Origin of the sequence: Mycolicibacterium palauense (assembly GCF_002592005.1) — a bacterium.
Lineage (GTDB): Bacteria > Actinomycetota > Actinomycetes > Mycobacteriales > Mycobacteriaceae > Mycobacterium > Mycobacterium palauense.
Genome location: NZ_NVQF01000009.1, coordinates 77,359 through 97,746 on the forward strand (window position 1 = coordinate 77,359; position 20,388 = coordinate 97,746).

Annotated in this window: 18 protein-coding genes; 10 read left to right on the forward strand and 8 right to left on the reverse strand. The window is 71.0% G+C overall.

The window, feature by feature from the left end; genetic code table 11:
• Positions 1-816: a 1-acyl-sn-glycerol-3-phosphate acyltransferase gene (locus CSR00_RS05955; protein WP_099021467.1), complete on the reverse strand. Its 816-nt coding sequence runs from the start codon at positions 814-816 to the stop codon at positions 1-3.
• A gap of 112 nt (positions 817-928) precedes the next feature.
• Between CSR00_RS05955 and CSR00_RS05960 the strand changes: the two genes are divergently transcribed.
• The 3 genes from CSR00_RS05960 to CSR00_RS05970 all read left to right on the forward strand — a co-directional run bounded on the left by CSR00_RS05960 (position 929) and on the right by CSR00_RS05970 (position 3,701).
• The gene (locus CSR00_RS05960) at positions 929-1,705 is read left to right on the forward strand and encodes a crotonase/enoyl-CoA hydratase family protein (protein ID WP_099021468.1); all 777 of its coding nucleotides are present in this window, start codon (positions 929-931) and stop codon (positions 1,703-1,705) included.
• A 42-nt stretch (positions 1,706-1,747) separates the two neighbouring features.
• Positions 1,748-2,638 (forward strand): arylamine N-acetyltransferase family protein, encoded by an 891-nt coding sequence (locus tag CSR00_RS05965; RefSeq protein ID WP_099021469.1) that lies wholly within the window; start codon positions 1,748-1,750, stop codon positions 2,636-2,638.
• Positions 2,639-2,828: 190 nt separating this feature from the next.
• Positions 2,829-3,701 carry a type IV toxin-antitoxin system AbiEi family antitoxin gene (locus CSR00_RS05970; RefSeq protein ID WP_099021470.1) on the forward strand — a complete coding sequence of 291 codons (873 nt, stop codon included), beginning with the start codon at positions 2,829-2,831 and terminating at the stop codon, positions 3,699-3,701.
• A 71-nt stretch (positions 3,702-3,772) separates the two neighbouring features.
• Here the strand turns inward: CSR00_RS05970 and CSR00_RS05975 are convergent, their stop codons facing one another.
• The gene (locus tag CSR00_RS05975) at positions 3,773-4,867 is read right to left on the reverse strand and encodes an acyl-CoA dehydrogenase family protein (RefSeq protein ID WP_099021471.1); all 1,095 of its coding nucleotides are present in this window, start codon (positions 4,865-4,867) and stop codon (positions 3,773-3,775) included.
• A gap of 60 nt (positions 4,868-4,927) precedes the next feature.
• Positions 4,928-6,091, reverse strand: coding sequence for an acyl-CoA dehydrogenase family protein (locus CSR00_RS05980; protein ID WP_245905855.1), 1,164 nt, complete (start codon positions 6,089-6,091; stop codon positions 4,928-4,930).
• A 64-nt stretch (positions 6,092-6,155) separates the two neighbouring features.
• On the opposite strand from CSR00_RS05980, the gene CSR00_RS05985 reads away from it, so the two are divergent.
• From CSR00_RS05985 to CSR00_RS06000, 4 genes are read left to right on the forward strand one after another with little or no spacing between them, the layout of a single operon-like run.
• Positions 6,156-6,701 (forward strand): dihydrofolate reductase family protein, encoded by a 546-nt coding sequence (locus tag CSR00_RS05985; RefSeq protein ID WP_099021496.1) that lies wholly within the window; start codon positions 6,156-6,158, stop codon positions 6,699-6,701.
• 50 nt (positions 6,702-6,751) lie between these two features.
• Entirely contained in the window at positions 6,752-8,251 is a 1,500-nt protein-coding gene (locus CSR00_RS05990) for a class I adenylate-forming enzyme family protein (protein WP_099021473.1), read from the forward strand.
• 23 nt (positions 8,252-8,274) lie between these two features.
• Complete coding sequence (locus CSR00_RS05995) at positions 8,275-8,574, forward strand: hypothetical protein (RefSeq protein ID WP_099021474.1); 300 nt, start codon at positions 8,275-8,277, stop codon at positions 8,572-8,574.
• A gap of 41 nt (positions 8,575-8,615) precedes the next feature.
• Entirely contained in the window at positions 8,616-10,451 is a 1,836-nt protein-coding gene (locus tag CSR00_RS06000; RefSeq protein WP_099021475.1) for an acyl-CoA dehydrogenase, read from the forward strand.
• 27 nt (positions 10,452-10,478) lie between these two features.
• On the opposite strand, the gene CSR00_RS06005 is transcribed toward CSR00_RS06000, so the two are convergent.
• The 3 genes from CSR00_RS06005 to CSR00_RS06015 form a co-directional block, all read right to left on the reverse strand.
• A complete protein-coding gene (locus CSR00_RS06005; RefSeq protein WP_099021476.1) occupies positions 10,479-11,663 on the reverse strand; it encodes a thiolase family protein in 1,185 nt (394 codons plus the stop codon).
• A gap of 242 nt (positions 11,664-11,905) precedes the next feature.
• The gene (locus CSR00_RS06010) at positions 11,906-13,387 is read right to left on the reverse strand and encodes an aldehyde dehydrogenase (RefSeq protein WP_176561924.1); all 1,482 of its coding nucleotides are present in this window, start codon (positions 13,385-13,387) and stop codon (positions 11,906-11,908) included.
• 55 nt (positions 13,388-13,442) lie between these two features.
• Entirely contained in the window at positions 13,443-14,210 is a 768-nt protein-coding gene (locus tag CSR00_RS06015; RefSeq protein ID WP_099021497.1) for a class I SAM-dependent methyltransferase, read from the reverse strand.
• 28 nt (positions 14,211-14,238) lie between these two features.
• On the opposite strand from CSR00_RS06015, the gene CSR00_RS06020 reads away from it, so the two are divergent.
• Both CSR00_RS06020 and CSR00_RS06025 read left to right on the forward strand, forming a co-directional pair.
• A complete protein-coding gene (locus CSR00_RS06020; protein ID WP_099021478.1) occupies positions 14,239-15,411 on the forward strand; it encodes a glycosyltransferase family 4 protein in 1,173 nt (390 codons plus the stop codon).
• Between the two features lie 132 nt (positions 15,412-15,543).
• Positions 15,544-16,035, forward strand: a complete 492-nt coding sequence (locus CSR00_RS06025; RefSeq protein ID WP_099021498.1) for a nuclear transport factor 2 family protein — start codon at positions 15,544-15,546, stop codon at positions 16,033-16,035.
• A gap of 20 nt (positions 16,036-16,055) precedes the next feature.
• On the opposite strand, the gene CSR00_RS06030 is transcribed toward CSR00_RS06025, so the two are convergent.
• Positions 16,056-17,792 carry an MmpA family trehalose lipid delivery protein gene (locus tag CSR00_RS06030; RefSeq protein ID WP_099021479.1) on the reverse strand — a complete coding sequence of 579 codons (1,737 nt, stop codon included), beginning with the start codon at positions 17,790-17,792 and terminating at the stop codon, positions 16,056-16,058.
• Positions 17,793-17,799: 7 nt separating this feature from the next.
• On the reverse strand, positions 17,800-19,017 hold the full coding sequence (locus CSR00_RS06035) for a cell envelope lipid trafficking protein PgfA (RefSeq protein ID WP_099021480.1): 1,218 nt from the start codon (positions 19,015-19,017) through the stop codon (positions 17,800-17,802).
• 130 nt (positions 19,018-19,147) lie between these two features.
• Here CSR00_RS06035 and CSR00_RS06040 point away from each other — a divergent pair, with 130 nt between their 5' ends.
• Entirely contained in the window at positions 19,148-20,374 is a 1,227-nt protein-coding gene (locus tag CSR00_RS06040; RefSeq protein ID WP_407662401.1) for an acyltransferase family protein, read from the forward strand.
• Positions 20,375-20,388: the final 14 nt, after the last annotated feature.

Sequence of the window (20,388 nt, forward strand, 5' to 3'; positions counted from 1 at the left end):
TCAGCCGATCACCGGCAGTCGGCGTTCCTTGGCCAGGTGGTTCAGCGCCCGTTGCATGACCCGACGAACATGGGAGTCCACCTCGTCGACGTCGGGGTCCTCGCCGAACTCCGCGGCGACGTCGATCGGTTCCAGCACCTGCATCACGATCTTCGTCGGCAGCGGAACGTTGACCGGGATGACGGCGGACAGCCCGAACGGGAAACCGATCGACAGCGGCAGGATCTTCGAGCGCAGCAGTTTGTCCAGCCGCAGCAGCTTGGCCAGGCCGGTGCCGCGCGACAGGTACAGCTGGGTCTCCTGGCCGCCGATCCCGACCATCGGCACGATCGGCACGCCGGCGCTCAGCGCCGCCTTGATGTAGCCGGTGCGGCCGCCGAAGTCGATCTTGTTGCGCGCCGTCGTGGGCCGGTACACGTCGTAGTCACCACCCGGGAACACCACGACGACCCCGCCCGAGCGCAGCGCCTCGTCGGCGTTTCGCGGGTTGGCCCTGATGAATCCGGTGCGCCGGAAGAACCCGGCCGTCGGTCCGGTCAGCAGCAGGTCGAAGCTGAGGGTGAACACGGGCCGCACGTAGCCGAAGTGCTCGTAGAAGTCGGTCGCGAAGACGGGGACGTCCATCGCGAACAGGCCGCCGGAATGGTTCGAGACCACCAGCGCGCCGCCGGCCGGTGGGAAGTTCTGCAGGCCGCGGACCTCGGAGCGGTGATAGCCCTTGGTGAGCAGGCGCACCAGCCCCATCACCTTCTCGGTCAGGCCGGGGTCCCACTTAGTGATCTCGCCGGGCGTGATCTCGGTATCGGTCGCGTCCACGGCACCCCTCCGATAAAATGGAACGTGTTCTAGTTTTGGATCGTACCGATGGGCCGGCCGGGGAGCCAGGCCTGGTCCCTGTCGGCCCTACCGTGCGGATTACGATATCCCCGTGAGCGAAGAAGCGACCGAACCCGAAGTCATCGTCGAGCAGCGCGACCGGATTCTGCTGATCACCATCAACCGCCCCAAGGCCAAGAATGCCGTCAACGCCGCGGTCAGCCGCGGGCTCGCCGACGCCATGGACCGTCTCGACGGAGATCCCGGTCTGTCGGTGGGCGTGCTGACCGGGGCGGGCGGATCGTTCTGCGCCGGGATGGACCTCAAGGCCTTCGCCCGCGGCGAGCGTGTCGACATCGAGGGCCGTGGTCTCGGATTCACCGAGAGCCCGCCGACCAAGCCGCTGATCGCGGCGGTGGAGGGTTTCGCACTCGCCGGCGGCACCGAGGTGGCGCTGGCCACCGACCTGATCGTGGCCGCCAACGACTCCGCCTTCGGCATCCCCGAGGTCAAGCGCGGCCTCGTCGCCGGCGGCGGTGGGCTGTTGCGGCTGCCGCAGCGCATCCCCTACGCGGTGGCGATGGAACTGGCGCTGACCGGTGAGAACCTCCCGGCCACCCGGGCCCATGCGCTGGGCATGGTCAATGTGCTTGCCGAGCCGGGCGGGGCGCTGGAGGCTGCGCTGGAGTTGGCCGGCAAGATCACCGCCAACGGGCCGCTGGCCGTGGCCGCGACCAAGCGGGTGATCGTGGAGTCGCGCGCGTGGTCGCCGGAGGAGATGTGGAAGAAGCAGATGGAGGTCCTCATCCCGGTGTTCACCTCCAACGACGCCAAAGAGGGTGCCATCGCATTCGCCGAGAAGCGGGCGCCCAAGTGGAGCGGCACGTAAACAACTTGACCTCGACCCCGGTTGAGGTACGACGATGTGGGCATGGCAGGACGCACCGCGGTGGATAGCCGGCCCGAGGACGGGCGGCTGAGCGACGCTCAGATCGCGCAGTACCTTCACCGCGTCGGCCATACCGGCCCGGTCGAGGCGACCGAGGTGGCGCTTCGGGCGCTGATCGCCGCCCACGGCTCCGCCATCGCCTTCGAGAACCTCGACCCGCTGATGGGTATCCCGGTCGCGGACCTCGGTGCGGAGGCGCTGTGCGACAAAATGGTTCGCCGCCGGCGCGGCGGGTACTGCTTCGAACACAACGGCCTGTTCGCCGGGGTCCTCGAGGGGTTCGGGTTCGGGGTGCAGTCGCTGACCGCGCGGGTGGTGTGGCAGAACCCCGCCGGTGTGGCGGAGCCGCCGACCGGGCTCACCCACCAGTTGCTCGCCGTGACCGTCCCGGGCACGCAGGACCGCCTGCTCGTCGATGTCGGCTTCGGTGGCCAGACGCTCACGTCGCCGATCCGGTTCGTGCCCGACGAGGTGCAGGCCACCCGCCACGAGCCCTACCGGCTCACCGTGCAACCCGACCGCTACGAGCACCGCTGGGTGCTGCACACCCTGATCGGTGACCGGTGGCGCCCGTTGTACACCTTCGCCGACCAGCCGCGGCCGCCGATCGATCTGCTCATGGGCAGCTGGTACGTCTCGACGCACCCGGACTCGATCTTCGTCCGGGGGCTCTCGGCGTCGCTGGTGACCGACGACGCCCGCTGGAATCTGCGCGGCCGCCACCTGTCGATCCACCACGTCGGCGGGCCCAGCGAGCAGGTCACCTTCGACAACGCCTCGCAGGTGCTCGACACGCTGATGCACCGGTTCGGTCTCGACGTCGGGGGGATCGGCGACGTGCACGCCCGGATCACCGAGGTCCTCGACAGCTGAGGGCCCCGAGGCGGTTCACCCGGGCGCGGCTCACCCCGACGTGGTTTCCTCCCGGCGCGGTTTCCTCCCCGGCGCGATTTCCTCCCCGGCGCACCGAGCGTGCACACAGATCGAGATCCATCCACAGCCATGGGTCCAGGCGCACATTCGGTGCGGGTGGAGCGTCGTAGGACGCCGGGATGGTGCGGGTATGGACCTTCCCTTCGTCGGCAGCGACGCCCTTGACCGGGGCCACGTCGCCAACAAACACCAACTACGGACGCGCTACCGAGCTCTCTTCCCCGACGTGTACCTGACGTCGGCGGTGCCGGTGCCCACGCTGCGGCAGCGCACGATGGCGGCATGGTTGTGGTCCGGGAGTTCCGGGGTGGTGGCCGGGCTTGCCGCCGCGGCCCTGCACGGCTCGAAGTGGGTCGACGACGACGAGCCGATCGAGCTCGTCTGCCGCAACGCCCGTACCCCGGCCGGCCTCGTGGCCAGGCGCGACACCCTGGCACCGGGCGAGGTGACGCGACTCGGGCGGATGCACGTGACCACGCCCGAGCGGACCGCGTTCGACCTCGCGCGGCTCAGAGCGGAGGCCGACGCGGTGGCCAGGCTCGATGCCCTGTGCAACGCCACCGGTCTGACCGTCGCCGGCGTGCGGAATCTGGCACGGAATCACCGTGGCGTTCGGGGCATCCGACGCGTGGGGCCGGTGCTCGACCTCGTCGATCCCGGTGCTCAATCACCGCGCGAGACGTGGTTGCGATTGCTGTTGCTGCGGGCGGGGTTTCCCAGTCCGCGCACACAGCTTCCGGTGTTTCACGGCGGCGGCCGGCGTCCGCGCTACTACCTCGACCTGGCGTGGGAGGAGGTGATGGTGGCGGCCGAGTACGACGGTGACCAGCACCGCGCGGACCGCGAACGCTACGGCGCCGACATCAAGCGGCTGGAGGCTCTGACGGCCATGGGGTGGACGATGATCAGGGTTGTCTCCGGTGACCGCCCCGCCGACATCGTCGATCGCGTCCGGGCCGCGTGGGCCGCACGGTCGACAACGGGCGCACCGAGCGTGCGCTGAGATCGACCTCGCGCGAACGGAACCGGTCTGGACGCACGTTCGGTGCGGAGTTCACCCCGGCGCAGGGGGCGTCAGGCGAACCCGCCGGTGTCGGTGCCGGTCAGCACATCCCACAGCGGCGCACCGCTGCGCGACAGGGCCACCCGCCCCAGTCGGCGGGCATAGCGGTCCGTGCCGCCGAACTCGTCGATCCAGGAGTGCGCGCGGTTGGTGGCCGACCACAGGGCATGCTCGATCGTGACACCGATGGCGCCGTGCAGCTGGTGAGCCGCCGTGGCCACACCGGGAACGACGCGTCCCAGCACGACCTTGGCCATCGTGACGGCGTAATCGGCCTGCGGGCTGGCGAATCCGTGGTCGGAGGCCGCGGCCACCGCCAGCGTGGTGGCCGCGCGACCGCGCTCGATCTCGCCGGCCATCTGGGCCAGCGAATGCTGCACGGCCTGGAACCTGCTCAGCGGCCGGCCGAACTGCACGCGTTCCCGTACATGGGCGACCGACAGCTCGGCGGCGCGGTCGAGGGCCCCGATGCACTGCACGCACCTGGCCCACGCCCCGCGGCGGGTGAACTCGCCGAGCACCGCCGCCCCGATCGGACGAAAGTCGTCGACGGCCAGGGCATAGCTGACCCCGTCGCGCGGCTCCCCGGCGACGTTGTACCCGTCGACGACGTCGAGATCGCCCGGGGAGGCACTCCCCACCAGTATCGCGTCATCGGTGCTGGCGACCAGTACGACGCGGCCGGCCGCCCGCGTCCACGGCACGTCACCGGCCGTACCGCGCAGGCGATCGCCGTCGCGCACCGCCGGGCCGACGGCCACGGTGAGCGGGCCGGCGCCGGGGACCCCGACACCCGCGGTACGGGCCAGCCACGCCGCCAGCACGTCGGTCTCGGCGATCGGTGCGGCGACGGCGTGATAGGCCAGCCCACGCAGCACCACCGCCGCCTCGCCCGGGCCCGCCTCCAGCTCGGGCGTCGTGGTCAGCCGGCTCAGCCCGGTCTCCTCCAGATTGGCCCAGGCCGCGGCGTCGAACTCCTCCGGCAGTCGCCGTTGCCCGACCCGCGCCTGAACCGACCGGGTGCCCAGATCCGCCACCAGCGACCGCAATTCGTCGAGGCCGTCGGATGATTCGGCGGCGAAGACCCCGCCGGAGAGCGCGCTCATCGGTTCCTTCCGCTCTTCGCGCAAGCGCTCATCGGTGTCTCCGGCTCTTCGCGCAAGCGCTCATCGCAACCCCATTCCCCGCGCCACCACGCCCCGCAACACCTCGTTGGTCCCGCCCCGCAACGTGAACATCGGCGAGTGCAGGCGCGAGGCCGTCAGCAGGAGCTTCAGCCGTGGGTAGGTGGGCCCGGCCGAATCGACGTAGTCGAGGAGGTCGGCGGCCAGCTGCACCGACTCCTGCTCGAAACGGGTGCCGAGGTCCTTGACCAGCGCCGCCTGGTTGGCCGCCGGCTCGCCCGCAGCCAGGGCGTGAGCCACCGACACCGAGAGCTGGCGCAGCGACACCAGCCGCGCCACCAGATGGCCGACGTCGGCCGCGGTGCGGTCATCGGGCGGTGTGCCCTCGGCCAGCGCACCGAGCAGCCCCAGCAGCAGCGGGGCCGTCGACAGGATCCGTTCCGGCCCGCTGCGCTCGTAGGACAGTTCGGCGGTGACCTGCCGCCAGCCGTCGCCGATCTCGCCGAGCACAGCGGAGTCGGCGACGACGACGTCGGTGAACGTGGTCTCGTTGAAGTGGTGTTCGCCGTCCATCGTGATGATCGGCTCGATGGTGACCCCCGCGGCATCGGTGGGAACCAGGAACTGGCTGAACCCCGCATGACGGTGTTCGGGGTCCGGGGGGCTGGTGCGTGCCAGCACCACGACCTGGTGAGCCAGGTGGGCTCCGCTGGTCCACACCTTGCGGCCGTTGAGCACCCACCCACCCTCGGTGCGCACCGCCCTGGTTGTCGCCGCGGCCAGGTCCGAGCCGGCCTGAGGCTCGCTCATCCCGATCGCCGAGAAGAACCGGCCCTCGGCGATGCGTGGCAGAATCCGGCTGCGCTGCTCCTCGGTGCCGTAGGCGAGCAACCCCGGAGCGACCTGGCGGTCGGCGAACCAGTGGGCCGCCACCGGAGCCCCGGCCAACAGCAGCTCCTCGGTGACCACGTAGCGGTGCAGGTGTCCCAGCCCGTGCCCGCCGTACCTCTGGGGAATGGTCAGGCCCAGGAATCCGGCGTCGCCGAGCCGGGCGCTGAACTGCGGGTCGGCGCCGCACAGCCAGGAGTCGACGGCGGGTTCCCAGCCGTGCCGTGCGCGGTCGGCCTCGAGGAACCGGCGAATCGACGTCCGCAGCGACGCCAGCTCGGGTTCGTTGACGCACAAGGCGTCGAAGCCTTCGGGCACCGGTCTAGTATGGCGTGCCGGATTTCTGGCCGGATGAGGCAACCGAGCGGTGGGGAGGATCTCGATGCCGACCATCTACTACACGGCCTCCAGCATCGACGGGTTCATCGTCGACGACGACGCCAGCCTGGACTGGCTGACCTCCCGCGAGATCGACCCCGGCGGGCCCTTCGGATACCAGGCCTTCGCCGCCGGCGTCGGAGCGCTCGTGATGGGCGCCACCACCTACGAGTGGCTGGTCCGCCATCAGCCCGGTGCATGGATGTACTCGCAGCCGTCCTGGGTTCTCACCCACCGCCCGGAGATCATCGCCGACGGGCATCCGGTGCACACCTTCGCCGGCGACCCGGTGGAGTTACATCCCCGCTTGGTGGCGGCGGCCGGCGACCGCGACGTGTGGGTGGTCGGTGGGGGGCGGGTGGCGGCCCAGTTCGCCGCGGCCAACCTGATCGACGAGATGATCGTGGCGTATGCGCCGTGCACGTTGGGGTCGGGCGCGGCGCTCCTGCCCGCCCGCACGGAGTGGCAACTCGCCGAGACCGGACGCAACGGCGATTTCCCGTGTGCCCGCTGGATCCGGCCGGGAGCCCCGGTGGCGCCGCCCCGATAGGGGTCGTTACAGTGCCTGGTAACGTCGTTCCGCACCAGGATTGAGGCTCGATGAGCATTTCGCTACTGCTTGAGATGGCGGTTTCGGGTAATCCCGACCGTCCCGCGGTGGTCTCGGGTGATGTCCGTTTGACCGCCCAGGAGCTGTCGGATCTCGCCGACGGCGCCGCGGGGGTGATCGCTGCCTCGGGCTGCGATCACGTCGCCTACGTCGGCGCCGGCGGCGCCATGCTGCCGCTGTTGCTGTTCGGCTCGGCCCGCGCGGCGCGCCCGTTCACACCGATCAACTACCGGCTCTCGGCCGAGGGCATCCAGACGCTGATCGAGCGGCTGCCCGGCGCGCTGGTGGTTGTCGACGCCCGCTACCGGGACATGATCGGCGCGGCGGGCAAGCAGGTGATGGGCTCCGATGAGTTCCTGGCCGCGGCGCGCGAGTCCGAACCCGCCGCGGAGTTCCCGGATCCCGACGAGGTCGCCGTCGTGCTGTTCACCTCGGGCACGACCTCGGCGCCAAAGGCCGTCGAACTCACCCACAACAACCTGACCAGCTACATCACCTCCACCGTCGAGTTCGACGGCGCCGAGCCCGACGACGCGGCACTGATCTGCGTGCCGCCCTACCACATCGCCGGGGTCAGCGCGGCGCTGTCGAACCTGTACGCGGGCCGCAAGATGGTCTACCTACCCAACTTCGACGCCGCCGAATGGGTCCGGCTGGTGTCCGACGAACGCGTGACCACGGCCACCGTCGTCCCGACCATGCTCGACCGCATCGTCAAGGTGCTCGAGGCCGAGCGCCACGACCTGCCGACCCTGCGCAACCTGGCCTACGGCGGGTCCAAGGTGGGGCTGCCGCTGGTGCGCAAGGCGCTGGAGCTGCTGCCGCACGTGGGCTTCGTCAACGCCTACGGGCTGACCGAGACGTCATCGACGATCGCCGTGCTCACCCCCGACGACCACCGTGAGGCCCACGGCCACGACGACGAGAAGGTCGCGCGCCGGCTCGGTTCGGTGGGCCAGCCGGTGGCCGGGATCGAGGTGCAGATTCGCAACGACGCCGGCGAGGTGCTCGGTGCCGGCGAGGTCGGCGAGTTGTTCGTGCGCGGCGACCAGGTCTCCGGGCGCTACACCGGGATCGGGTCGGTGCTCGACGAGCACGGCTGGTTCCCGACCCGCGACATCGCCATGCTCGACGAGGACGGCTACCTGTTCCTCGGCGGGCGCTCCGACGACACCATCATCCGCGGTGGCGAGAACATCGCGCCGGCCGAGCTCGAGGACGTGCTGGTCGAGCACCCGCACGTGCACGAGGTTGCCGTGGTCGGCGCCGAGGACGCCGAGTGGGGGCAGGCTATCGTGGCCGTGGTGGTGCCGGTCGCGGGTATCGACCCCGACCCCGAGGAGCTTCGCGAGCACGTCCGCAAGAGCCTGCGCGGCTCGCGGACCCCCGACCGGGTGGTCTTCCGGGAGGAACTTCCGACCAATGCCACGGGCAAGGTGCTGCGACGTGAGATCGTCGCCAGCCTGAACGACGACAACACCTCCAAGTGAGCCGAGAGCGCTAAGGACAACCGATGATCAAGAACGGCACCCGACTGCAGAGCCAGGTCGACGACACCCAGGTGATCGTCGTCAAGACCGCCGATTCCCTCGACGAGCTGCGCTGCGGTGGCACCCCGATGGTGCCGCTGGATGCGGACAAGACCCCGGCCGACATCGACCCGAAGTTTGCCGAGGGCACGGTGATGGGCAAGCGGTACGTCGATGACGGCGGCGCCGAGCTGCTGGTGACCAAGGCCGGCCAGGGCACCCTGAGCGTCGGTGCGACCCCGATGAGCCTCAAGGAAGCCAAACCGCTGCCCGCCAGCGACTGATTCCCGTTAGGCTGTCCGCAGTCTAACGAGGAGGTTTCGTCTTGGGGCACTACAAGAGCAACGTTCGTGACCTCGAGTTCAACCTCTTCGAGATGCTCGGACTCGAGAAGGCCCTGGCCGGTGGACAGTTCGGTGAACTCGACGGTGAGACCGTCCGCGAGATGCTCGCCGAGGCCGCCCGCCAGGCCGAGGGGCCGGTCGCCGAGGCGTTTGCCGAATCCGACAGACATCCACCGAGTTTCGATCCGAACACCCATACCGTCACCCTCGGTGAGCCGTTCAAGGCCGCACTGCGGGCCTGGCAGCACGGTGAGTGGTTCCGGATCGGGCTGCACGAGGCGGTGGGCGGGGTCCCCGCGCCGAAGATGGTCGCGTGGGCGATCAGCGAGCTGGGCCTGGGCGCCAATCCCGCGGCGTTCCTGTACCTGACCGGCCCGGTCCTGGCCGACGTGCTCTACGGCCTGGGCAACGAGCAGCAGCGGCACTGGGCCACCCTGGCCGTCGACCGCAATTGGGGCGCCACCATGGTGCTGACCGAGCCCGACGCCGGCTCCGACGTCGGCTCCATGCGCACCCGCGCGACACCGCAGGCCGACGGCACCTGGCACATCGAGGGCGTCAAGCGTTTCATCACCAACGGTGACACCGACGACCTGTTCGAGAACATCCTGCACATGGTCCTGGCCCGGCCCGACGGTGCGGGGCCGGGCACCAAGGGGCTGAGCCTGTTCCTGGTTCCGCAGTACCTGCCGGATCCGGTCAGCGGTGAACCCGGGGCCCGCAACGGGGTGTTCGTGACGGGTCTGGAGCACAAGATGGGGCTCAAGGCCTCGGCCACCACCGAGCTGACGTTCGGGGGCCACGGTGTGCCCGCGACGGGCTGGCTGGTCGGCGACGTGCACGACGGCATCGCGCAGATGTTCCGGATCATCGAGTACGCGCGGATGATGGTCGGCACCAAGGCGATCGCCACGCTGTCGACCGGCTACCTCAACGCCCTGGAGTACGCCAGGACCCGCGTGCAGGGTGCGGACCTGACGCGGATGACCGACAAGACCGCGCCGCGGGTGACGATCATCCACCACCCCGATGTGCGCCGGTCGCTGATGACCCAGAAGGCCTACGCCGAGGGCCTGCGCGCGCTGTACCTGTACACCGCCGCCCACCGCGACCCGAGCGTGGCCCAGATCGTCTCGGGTGCCGACGAATCGATGGCCGCGCGCGTCAACGATCTACTGCTGCCGCTGGTCAAGGGGGTGGGCTCCGAACGTGCCTATGCGTGCCTGACCGAGTCGCTGCAGACCTTCGGTGGGTCCGGGTTCCTGCAGGACTACCCGATCGAGCAGTACATCCGCGACGCCAAGATCGACAGCCTCTACGAGGGCACCACCGCCATCCAGTCGATGGACTTCTTCTTCCGCAAGATCGTCCGCGACCAGGGAGCCGCGCTGTGGCACGTGGTCGGGCGGATCGAGGAGTTCCTCGCCGCGCCCAACCCCCGGCCGGAACTGGCCGACGGTCGCGCGGCGCTGTCGACGGCCCTCGATGACGTCAGGGCGATGGCGGAGGCCCTGATCCGGTACCTGATGAGCTCTCAGGAACAGCCGCGGGAGGGCTACCGGGTGGGCCTGGAGTCGGTGTCGTTCCTGTTGGCCGTCGGCGATCTGCTGATCGGCTGGCTTCTGCTCTGGCAGGCCGACACCGCGCTGGCCGCCCTCGACGACGATCCCGGTACCGGCGACCGTGGCTTCTACGAGGGCAAGGTCGGCGTCGCGCTGTTCTTCGCCCACCGGATGCTGCCGCTGCTGAGCGCCCGGCGCCGGATCGCCGAGACCGCCGACCTGACCGTCATGGACCTGTCCGACCGGGCGTTCTAGCCACGAAGCGCCCGGTCGGGGGTCGGCTCAGCCGACCTCGATAACCATGGCCGCGCCCATGCCGCCGCCGGCGCACATCGACACCACGCCCAACCCGCCGCCGCGGCGGCGCAGTTCGTACACCGCCGAGGTCACCATGCGAGCCCCGGTGGCCGCGATCGGGTGCCCCAGGCTGATCCCCGATCCGTAGACGTTGACGAGCTCCTCGTCGAGGCCCAGCTGGCGCGCGCAGGCCACGGCCTGGGCGGCGAAGGCCTCGTTGATCTCGAACAGCGCCACGTCCTCGATCTTGCGGCCGGCCAGTTCCAGCGCCTTCGGGATGGCCAGGATCGGTCCGCTGCCGGTGCGCTTCGGCGGAACACCCACCTGCGCCCACGACAGGACGTTGGCCAGCACGTTCTGTCCGGTGTCCGGGCGGGCCAGCGCCACGACCGCGGCGGCGTCGTTGGTGCCCGACGAGTTGCCGGCGGTGACGGAGAAGCCCTCGATCTCGGGGTGCAGGATCTTCAGCCCGGCCAGCGTCTCCATCGAGGTATCCCGGCGCGGATGCTCGTCCTCGCTGAACGTGATGGTCGAGCCATCGGCCTGCGGCACCTGGATCGGCACGATCTCGTCGACGAAGGACCCGGCGTCGATGGCCTTGACCGCGCGCTGGTGGCTGCGCAGCGCCCAGGCGTCCTGATCCTCGCGGGTGATGCCATATTCGGTGGCCGCGTTGTGGGCGACGGTGATGGACATGTCGAACGGCGGGGCCTCGGCGCTGGGCGGATTCGACATCGGCGCCCACCGCTCGTAGTCGTCGGCCTCCTTGCCCGTGGTGAACGGCTTGCGCTTCAGGAACTGGGGCATCATCGACAGCGACTCCATGCCGCCGGCCAGCACCGCGCTGCTCATCCCCGAGGCGATCTCGGCGGCGCCGACCGCGATCGCGGACAGGCTGGACGCGCACTGCCGGTTGACCGCCAGGCCCGGGATGCTGTCCATACCCAGATCGACGGCGATGTAGCGCGCGCTGTCGCCGCCGCCCTGCAGGCTCTCGGCCAGCACCAGATCCTCGAACTGGCCGGCGTCCAGGCCGGACCGCTCGACGGCCGCCGACACGATCGGCTTGGTGAACTCGATCGGTGCCATGTTGGCCAGCGTGCCCTTGCGCGCGGTGCCGATCGGGGTGCGTGCGGCCGCGATGATCGCGGCCTTGCTGCTGCTAGCCATCTGCTTCTCCCGAGAATTCGATTTACGTATTGTGAGAATAGTGTAACGCTCACCGCAGTCTAGCTCCGATGACGGACGGGCGGAATCGGGCACCCGAGTGGGCCCCGTGCCACGCCCGCGGCGCGCATCGACATCGCTTCCGGCGGCGGTCATCCGGTCCCGCCGCCGGGCAGCCGGACGCCGGACCGCCGGACGCCGGGCAGCCCGGCGTCCGGCGGCGTCAGGACGGTGTCAGGACGGTGTCACAGTTCGGGGGAGTACCCGAACGGCAGCAGGATGCTCTTGGGCTCGCAGTAGGCCTCGATGCCCTCCGGCCCGTTCTCGCGGCCAATCCCGGAGTTCTTGAAGCCGCCGAACGGTGAACCCGGATCGAACGCGTACATGTTCACCCCGTAGGTGCCGGTGCGGATCTTCGAGGCGATCTCGATGGCCTTGGCGTTGTCGGTGGTGTAGACGCTGCCGGCCAGCCCGTAGACCGAGTCGTTGGCGATGCGCACCGCGTCGTCCTCGGTGTCGTAGGGGATCACCACCAGCACCGGCCCGAAGATCTCCTCCTGGGCGATCGTCATCGAGTTGTCCACGTCGGCGAACACCGTGGGCTGCACGAACCACCCGGAGTCCAGGCCGTCGGGACGGCCGCCGCCGGCCACGACGCGCGCGCCCTCCTCGAGGCCCTTCTTGATGTAGCCCTCGACCCGGTCGCGCTGCTTCTCGCTGATCAGCGGGCCGATCGCGGCGGCCGGGTCATCCGGCAGGCCCACCGGCATCGCCGACACCGCCGCGGCCAGCTTCTCGACGATCTCGTCGTAGCGGGAGCGGGGCGCCAGGATCCGGGTCTGCCCGACACAGGCCTGCCCGCAGTTCATCAGCCCGGAGAACACCAGCATCGGCAGGGTGGAGTCGACGTCGGCGTCCTCGAGGATGATCGCCGCGGACTTGCCGCCCAGCTCCAGCGTGCACGGCTTGAGCTTCTCGGCGGCGATCTTGCCGATCTCCTTGCCGACCGCGCTGGACCCGGTGAAGGTGAACTTGTCCAGCTCCGGGTTGGCGGTCAGCGCCCGGCCGGTCTCCGGCCCGCCGGGGACCACCGAGAGCACCCCCTCGGGCAGGCCGGCCTCGGCGAAGACCTCGGCGAACAGGTTCGTCGTCAGCGGGGTCTCGGCGGCCGGCTTGAGCACCACGGTGCACCCGGCCAGCAGAGCCGGGCCCAGCTTGTTGCAGGCCAGGAAGAACGGCACGTTCCAGGCGATGACGGCGCCGACCACGCCCACCGGCTCGCGGACCACCAGGGTCTGGCCGTAGATGCCGTCGCGCACCTCTTTCCAGGTGAACTTGTCGGCGGCGCCGGCGTAGTACTGCAACCCCGAGAGCCCGGCGCCGAACTGCATCATGTCGACGACCGTCGCCGGCTGGCCCGTCTCCAGGGTCAGGAGCTGCTTGAACTCCTCGGCGCGCTGTTCGACCAGCGAGACGACCCTGGCGAGCACCGCCTGGCGCTCCTGCGGAGTCATCCGTGGCCACGGGCCCTCGTCGAAGGCCTTGCGCGCCGCCGCGCACGCCGCGTCCACATCGGCCTGCGCGGCCACCGGCACCTGACCGACCTTCTCGCCGGTGGCCGGCGAGAACACCTCGATGACCTCCGACGTCGACGGCGCCACCCACTTGCCACCGATGAAGAGTCTGTCGTATTCGGTCTTGGCCGCCGTGGCTGTGCTCTGCGTCATAGGCGCCACAGTACCGACAAAACGGCGCAACGAGAACCTGTTGCAGTTCGGCCACTCAGCGGGGCTGCAGGACGAGCACCAGATTGCTCACCAGCAACTCCCGCACCCCTCGCGCCGAGGTCATCCACCACGCCCATCGGGGGTGGTAGCGGGGAAAAGCCGCCACCAGCGCGCCGGTCTCGGCCGCCCACGTCAGGCCGTCCCGGACCGAGACGGCGAAAAGTGACGATCCGTAGTCGTTCTTGGGTCGATGACCGTGTTTACGGGTGTAGCGCGCGGCCGCCCGCTCCCCGCCCAGATAGTGGGTCAGTCCCATCTCATGGCCCCCGAACGGGCCCAGCCACACGGTGTAGGACAGGATTGCCAGCCCGCCGGGGCGGGTCACCCGCAGCATCTCGGCGCCCAACTGCCAGGGCCGGGCCACGTGCTCGGCCACATTCGACGACAGGCAGATGTCGACGCTGGCGTCGGCGAAGGGCAGCGCCAGTCCCGAGGCGCGCACGAAGGCGCCGCGCCCGCGGCCCGAGGCGCCCGGCGCGGCGTGCATCTCGCGGGGATCGGGCTCCACACCGAGGTAGGTGACATCCCGCGCGGCGAACGCCTCGGCGAAGTAGCCGGGCCCGCCGCCGACGTCGAGCAGCACGGCCCCCGCCGGGGAACCGCCGTGGGCCCCCCGCCACAGGTCGGCGACCATCGTCGCGGTGTCCTCGGCGAGCGCGCCGTAGAACCGGGCCGGGTCGGTCTGCTCGAACCGGAACTCCGAGAGCAGGCGCACCGAGCGGTGCAGTGTCGCCCGGCGGGCGAAGACATCGGTGACGGCCACCGGGCTCACCCTAGTTACGCTGGACCCGATGTCCGACCCGCTGTCTTCTGCCCCCGTGCGCTCGGTGCTCATGCTGTGCTGGCGTGACACCGGCCATCCGCAGGGCGGCGGCAGCGAAACCTACCTGCAGCGGGTCGGTGCCCGGTTGGCCACCGACGGCGTGCGGGTCACGCTGCGCACCGCCCGGTATCCGGGTGCGCCGCGCCGGGACGTGGTCGACGGTGTCCGGGTCAGCCGCGGGGGCGGCCCCTACTCGGTGTACATCTGGGCCGGGCTGGCGATGGTGGCCGCCCGGTTCGGGCTCGGCCCGCTGCGCCGGGTGCGACCCGACGTGGTCATCGACACCCAGAACGGCATCCCGTTCCTGGCCCGGCTGGCCTATGGCCGGCGCGCGGTGGTGCTGGTGCACCACTGCCACCGCGAGCAGTGGCCGGTCGCCGGGCGCCGCACCGGCCGGTTCGGCTGGTTCGTCGAGTCGCGGCTGTCGCCGCGGCTGCACCGCGCCAACCAGTACGTGACGGTGTCGCTGCCCTCGGCGCGCGAACTGACCGACCTGGGTGTCACCGGGGACCGGATCGCCGTGGTGCGCAACGGCGTCGACCCCGCCCCCGAGCAGACCCTGACCGCGCCGCGCTCCGAGACGCCGCGGGTCGCGGTGTTGTCCCGGCTGGTCCCGCACAAGCAGATCGAGGATGCCCTCGACGCCGTGGCGGTGCTGCGCCGGCGCATCCCCGCGCTGCACCTCGACGTCGTCGGCGGCGGCTGGTGGCGCCAGCGGCTGGTCGACTACGCCGCGGCACTGGGGATCTCCGATGCCGTGACGTTTCACGGTCACGTCGACGACGTGACCAAGCATCATCTCGTCCAGCGGGCCTGGGTGCACCTGTTGCCGTCGCGCAAGGAGGGCTGGGGCCTGGCGGTCGTGGAGGCCGCCCAGCACGGCGTCCCGACCGTGGGGTACCGGTCCTCGGGTGGTCTCACCGACTCCGTCGTCGACGGCGTGACCGGGGTGCTCGCCGATGACCACGACGATCTGGTGGCGCGCCTGGAGGAACTGCTCGCCGACCCGGTCGCGCGCGCCGAACTGGGACGCAAGGCCCAGGTGCGCAGCGGCGAATTCTCCTGGGGGCAGAGCGCTTCGGCCATGCGCACCGTCCTCGACGCGGTGCACCGCGGTGAGCGGGTCAGCGGGGTCATCTAAGGCTCCGGGCCCGGCCCGTCGGGCACGATGCGGCACCGGGATGCGGCACCGGGATGCGGCACCGGGATGCGGCACCGGGATGTGGCACTGGGATGCGGCACTGGGATAGAGCACTGCAATAGAGTGGTCGCGATGTCCATCGAAGACCCCGCCCCGGCACCCCTGCACTCCTTCACGGCCGGTGGTGCGGCCGGGCGCACCGATTTCGACGTGCGGGACCGGCTCGCCGTCAAACACCTCGTCGACACCTACGCGCTGGCGTACGACAACCGTCAGGCCGAGCAGTGGTTCGAGTTGTTCACCGACGATGCGGTCTTCGCGGTCGGTGTTCCCGGGCAGCCGCCGGTCGAGCAGCGCGGCGAACAGTTCCGTGGCTTCTGGCGCGACCGGATGTCGACCTTCGGGGAGAGCGGCGACCAGCGGCGCCACCTGATGTCGAACATCGTGTTCCTCGAGGAGACCGACACCACGGCGCACGCCAGCGTGCTCGGACTGCTGGTCAACACCTCGGACGGCGCGGCCTTCACGGCCGTGGCCGCCCTCAACTACGAGGGATGGTTCGTCAAGCGGGACGGGGTCTGGAAGATCAGCCGCTGGCATGACTTCCCCGACGGGCCCGTGTAGGCGGTTTCACCGCCCGCCACTCAGGCGCCCCGGCGCCGGGTGAGCATCGCGGCAGCGCCGCCGGCCAGCATCGCCGCAGCGCCGCCAACCAGCACCGCCAACCAGGCCAGGTGCGCCGCGACCACGGCGCGGCGCCGCTCAGCTCCGGCGCCGGCGGCGTCGCCCCCGACCCGGTACAGCGTCAGGTCCTCGTCGCGGTACACGACCGGGAAGTAGGACAGTGTCCTTGCCGCCGAACCGGTTTCGCCGCCCGTTCCCGATTCCACGAGCACCCATCCCACGCCGGCGTCGGTGATCCGGTCGGGGTCGGCGCCGCCGAGCAGCAGTCCCTCCACGCTGCGGGCGTGCCCACCCTCGCCGTGCACGGTGCGCCCGGAGATCGTCAGATCGCCGGTGGCCAGCACGTCGGCACGCACCCAGCGGGGCAGCGGGTCGAGCACCGGGGCGGGACCCGACCAGTCGAACCGGCGCATCGAGCCGGCCGGCAGCACCGCCACCGGGCGGGGGTCGGCGTCGATCACCGCGGCCACCCGAGCCCACCCGGGCGGGTAGTGCACCGCGGTCACCCGCCCCCAGGCTCCCCAGGCCAGGTCCGGCAGCACCGCGATCACCGCGGCGCAGCACAGCCCCGCGGCCGCCGCCGGCGGCAGCGCGGGTCGCCACCGCCGCAGCGTCACCACCGCCCCCGCACCGGCCAGCGCGTAGCCGGGGACCGCCAGCGCCACCCACTTCTGGGCGTCGCGCACCACGCCCAGTCCCGGCGCCGCCGACACCATCGCCTGGACCGCGGCCAGCCCCGGGCCGGTGGCCATCGCCGCGGGGATCACCACCGCCGTCGCGGCGAGCGCCAGCAGCGCCAGCCCGGTCCGGGTGCGCGCCGCCACCGGGGCCCCGGCGAGGACGACGGCCAGCAGAACAACGGTGGCCACCACCGCAAACGGCCCCGACCGCGAGCCGGGGACCGCCTCGGCGTTCCAGATCCCGCCCAGCCCGGCCAGGCTGGTCAGGGTGCCCAGACCGGGTTCGGCGCGTGCCGCGAAGTCGGCGACCCCGGCGCCGCCGGAATCCTGGTAGGCCGACAGCGACTGCCCCAGACCCGCGGCCACCAGCCAGGGCAGGGCCACGAGGGCGGCCACCGCGAGCGCCGCCGCCACGCACCGGGGGCGCGGCCAGCCGTCGCCCGGGGCTGCCACCGCGACCAGCGCCACCGTCGCCGCCAGCATCAAGCCGGTCGGGGTGAGCCCGGCCAGCGCCAGCCAGAAACACAGGGCCCCCAGACCGGCCCCGGGGACACGAGCACCGCCTGCGCGCAGGCGCACCACCGCCGAGGCCACCCAGGGCAGACACCCGTAGCCCACCAGCAGGCTCCAATGTCCCTGCAGCAGCCGCTCGGCGACATAGGGGTTCCACACCGCGACGGTCGCCGCGACGAACTGACCCGCCGCCCCGGCCTGCGGTACCAGCACGGCCGCCAGCCGCGCCGCGCCCCAGCCCGCCAGCCACACCCCGGCGACGAGCAGCAGTTTCACCACGAGGCCGCCGTCGAGGACCCGGGAGGCCACCGCGACGGCGAAGTCCTGGGGCAGGGCGCGGGGCGCGGACTCGGTCAATCCGAGGGCGGCGTCGGAGAGGTGGGATCGCGGGGTGGACACGGCGTCGCGCAGCAGCAGATACCCCGGCGCCAGCAGGGGCGCGGTGACGACGACAGCCAGGATCAGCGCGTACCCGGGCACCGCCAGCCGGCGTAACCAGGGCATCGCGGCGCTAACTTCGGTCCGGTGGCCCCTGATCGGGGTGCAGGTCGGGACGCTGGGCGGGAAGCTTCTCGGTCTCGGCCTCCGCGGCGGGCATCGGGCCGGTGTCCTCACTCTTGCCGCGCCCGAAGAATCCGCCGCTGGGGCTGTCGAGGCCCGGATCGATCAGCGCCGCATCGGTACGCAGGCTGAACGAGCCCAGCAGCGCGCCGGCCACCAGTGCCACCAGACCGGCCGCGGTGAAGGTGATCGGCAGGATGCGCGACCACAGCGCGACCCGGTCCCGCTCGTCGCGGGCGGCGGCCACCTGCGATTCGATGGTCTGCTCGGTGGAGGTCACCTTGTAGTCGGCGAGCTCCACCTCGGGCTTGAGGGCGTCCCGGGCGTAGTAGTGGTTGGCGTGTTCCTCGGCCTTGACGATGGTGCCCGTCACCGGGTCGACCCAGAAGGTGCGCTGCGCGGCGTAGTAGCGCGTCATGGTGATCGGCTCGTCGGGGTCGCCCTCCAGGCCCCACAGCGACGCCCGGGCGGTCACCTCGCTGTCCTCGTCGTTCTCGTAGAGCGAGGCGTACTTGATCGGCTCGACCAGCTTGCCGTCGGCGTCGTAGCCCACGTTCTGGGTGAACCGGTAGGTGGTCAGCCCGTTGACGTCGTCCTCACCCTCGTAGTTGGCGTCGAAGGCCTTCTGGGCGATCGGGTCGAAGTACGGGTAGGTCTTCTTCTCCGTGTTGAACGGGAACCGGTAGGACAGGCCCTCGTGCGGCAGCGCGATGTTCCTCGGCGGCTTGGTGTCCTCGACCGTGCGCGGTTTCTGCACCGAACCGCCCGGATGGCTGTCGTCGGAGACGGCCATCGCGGTGCTGCGGTTGAGGGTGACGGTGTCGACCATCGCCAACAGCAGGCCGGTGTCCTGCTGCTTGTCGGTGCGCCGCACCGTGGTGCCCACCTGCAGTGTCACCACGTCGGCGTTGGAGGGGGACTCGACGGTGAGCTGCTGCTGCGATACCAGCGGGACGTCGCGGTCGACGACGAAGCGCTCACCGAGCAGCGACTCGGGGTCGAGCGCGGTCCCGGTACCGTTGCTGACCAGCGTGGTGTCCACATCCAGCGGGATCCGCTCGATCTTGCCGGCGGTGTAGGTGGACAGCAGCAGGGCCGCGATCAGCAGGGCGGCACCGACCCCCAGCAGGGCGCAGGCGGCGACACGCAACATGGCTGCTCGGTTCAAGGCGTGCGTACCTTCCTTCCGGTCCCGTTGCGCGCAGGCAAATCCGTACGACCCTAACAGCAGAAACTAAAGCACCAACTTATTCGCCGCGGGGGTTACCCACCGCCGGACACCCTGCACACTGGTACCCGTGACAGTGCAGCCCGGCGACGTCGATGCGGGCACGCGCGCGGGCACCACCGATGCGGGGGTGGGCGGAACCCGAAGCTTCCTACCCCAGGTGGAGGGACTGCGCGCGTGCGCGGCCATCGGAGTGGTGATCACCCACGTGGCGTTCCAGACCGCCTCGGCGTCCGGGCTGCTCGGCCGTGTCTGGGCGCGCTTCGATCTGGCGGTGGCCGTGTTCTTCGCCCTGTCGGGGTTCCTGCTGTGGCGCGGGCACGCCGCCGCGGCGCGCGGCCTGCGCGCCGCACCGCCGGCCGGGCACTACCTGAGGTCGCGGATCGTGCGGATCATGCCCGGCTACCTGGTGGCCGTGATCGTCATCCTGACCCTGCTGCCCGACGCCTCGGGCGCGGGCATGACGGTCTGGCTGGCCAACCTGACCCTGACCCAGATCTACGTGCCGCTCACGCTGACCGCCGGGCTCACCCAGATGTGGAGCCTGTCGGTGGAGGTCACCTTCTACCTGGCGTTGCCGCTGCTGGCGCTGTTCGCCGCGCGGCTGCCGGTGCGCGCCCGCGTCCCGGTGATCGCCACCGTGGCCGCGGCGAGCCTGGCCTGGGGGCTGCTGCCCATCCACACCGCCGAAGGCGTCAACCCGCTGAACTGGCCGCCGGCCTACGCGTCGTGGTTCGGCGCGGGCATGCTGCTGGCCGAATTCACCGTGTCCCCGGTGGGCTGGGTGCACCGGCTGGCCCGCCGCCGGGTGGTGATGGCGCTGATCATGCTGGCCGCCTTCGCCGTCTCGGCGTCGCCGCTGGCCGGCCCCGAGGACCTGACCCCGGCCACCCTGAGCCAGTTCGTGGTGCGCACCGCGATGGGGGCGATCGTCGCGGGCGCGCTGCTGGCGCCCCTGGTGCTCGACCGCCCCGACACCCCCCACCGGATCCTGGGCAGCGCGGTGATGGTGACGCTGGGCCGCTGGTCCTACGGGTTGTTCGTCTGGCACCTGGCCGCCCTGGTGATGGTGTTCCCGATGATCGGTGAGTTCGCGTTCAACGGCCACATGCCGGTGGTGCTGGTGCTGACGCTGGTGCTGGGTTTCGCGATGGCCGCCGTCAGCTACGCGCTGGTGGAGAATCCGTGCCGCCAGGCCCTGCGGCGCTGGGAGTACCGTCGCGCCGGCCGCCGCCGGGCGGTGCCGCCGCTGGACAGTTCGGTCAGCAACACCCCCGAGCCCGTCGTCGCGCACTGAGCTCACCCGGAGCG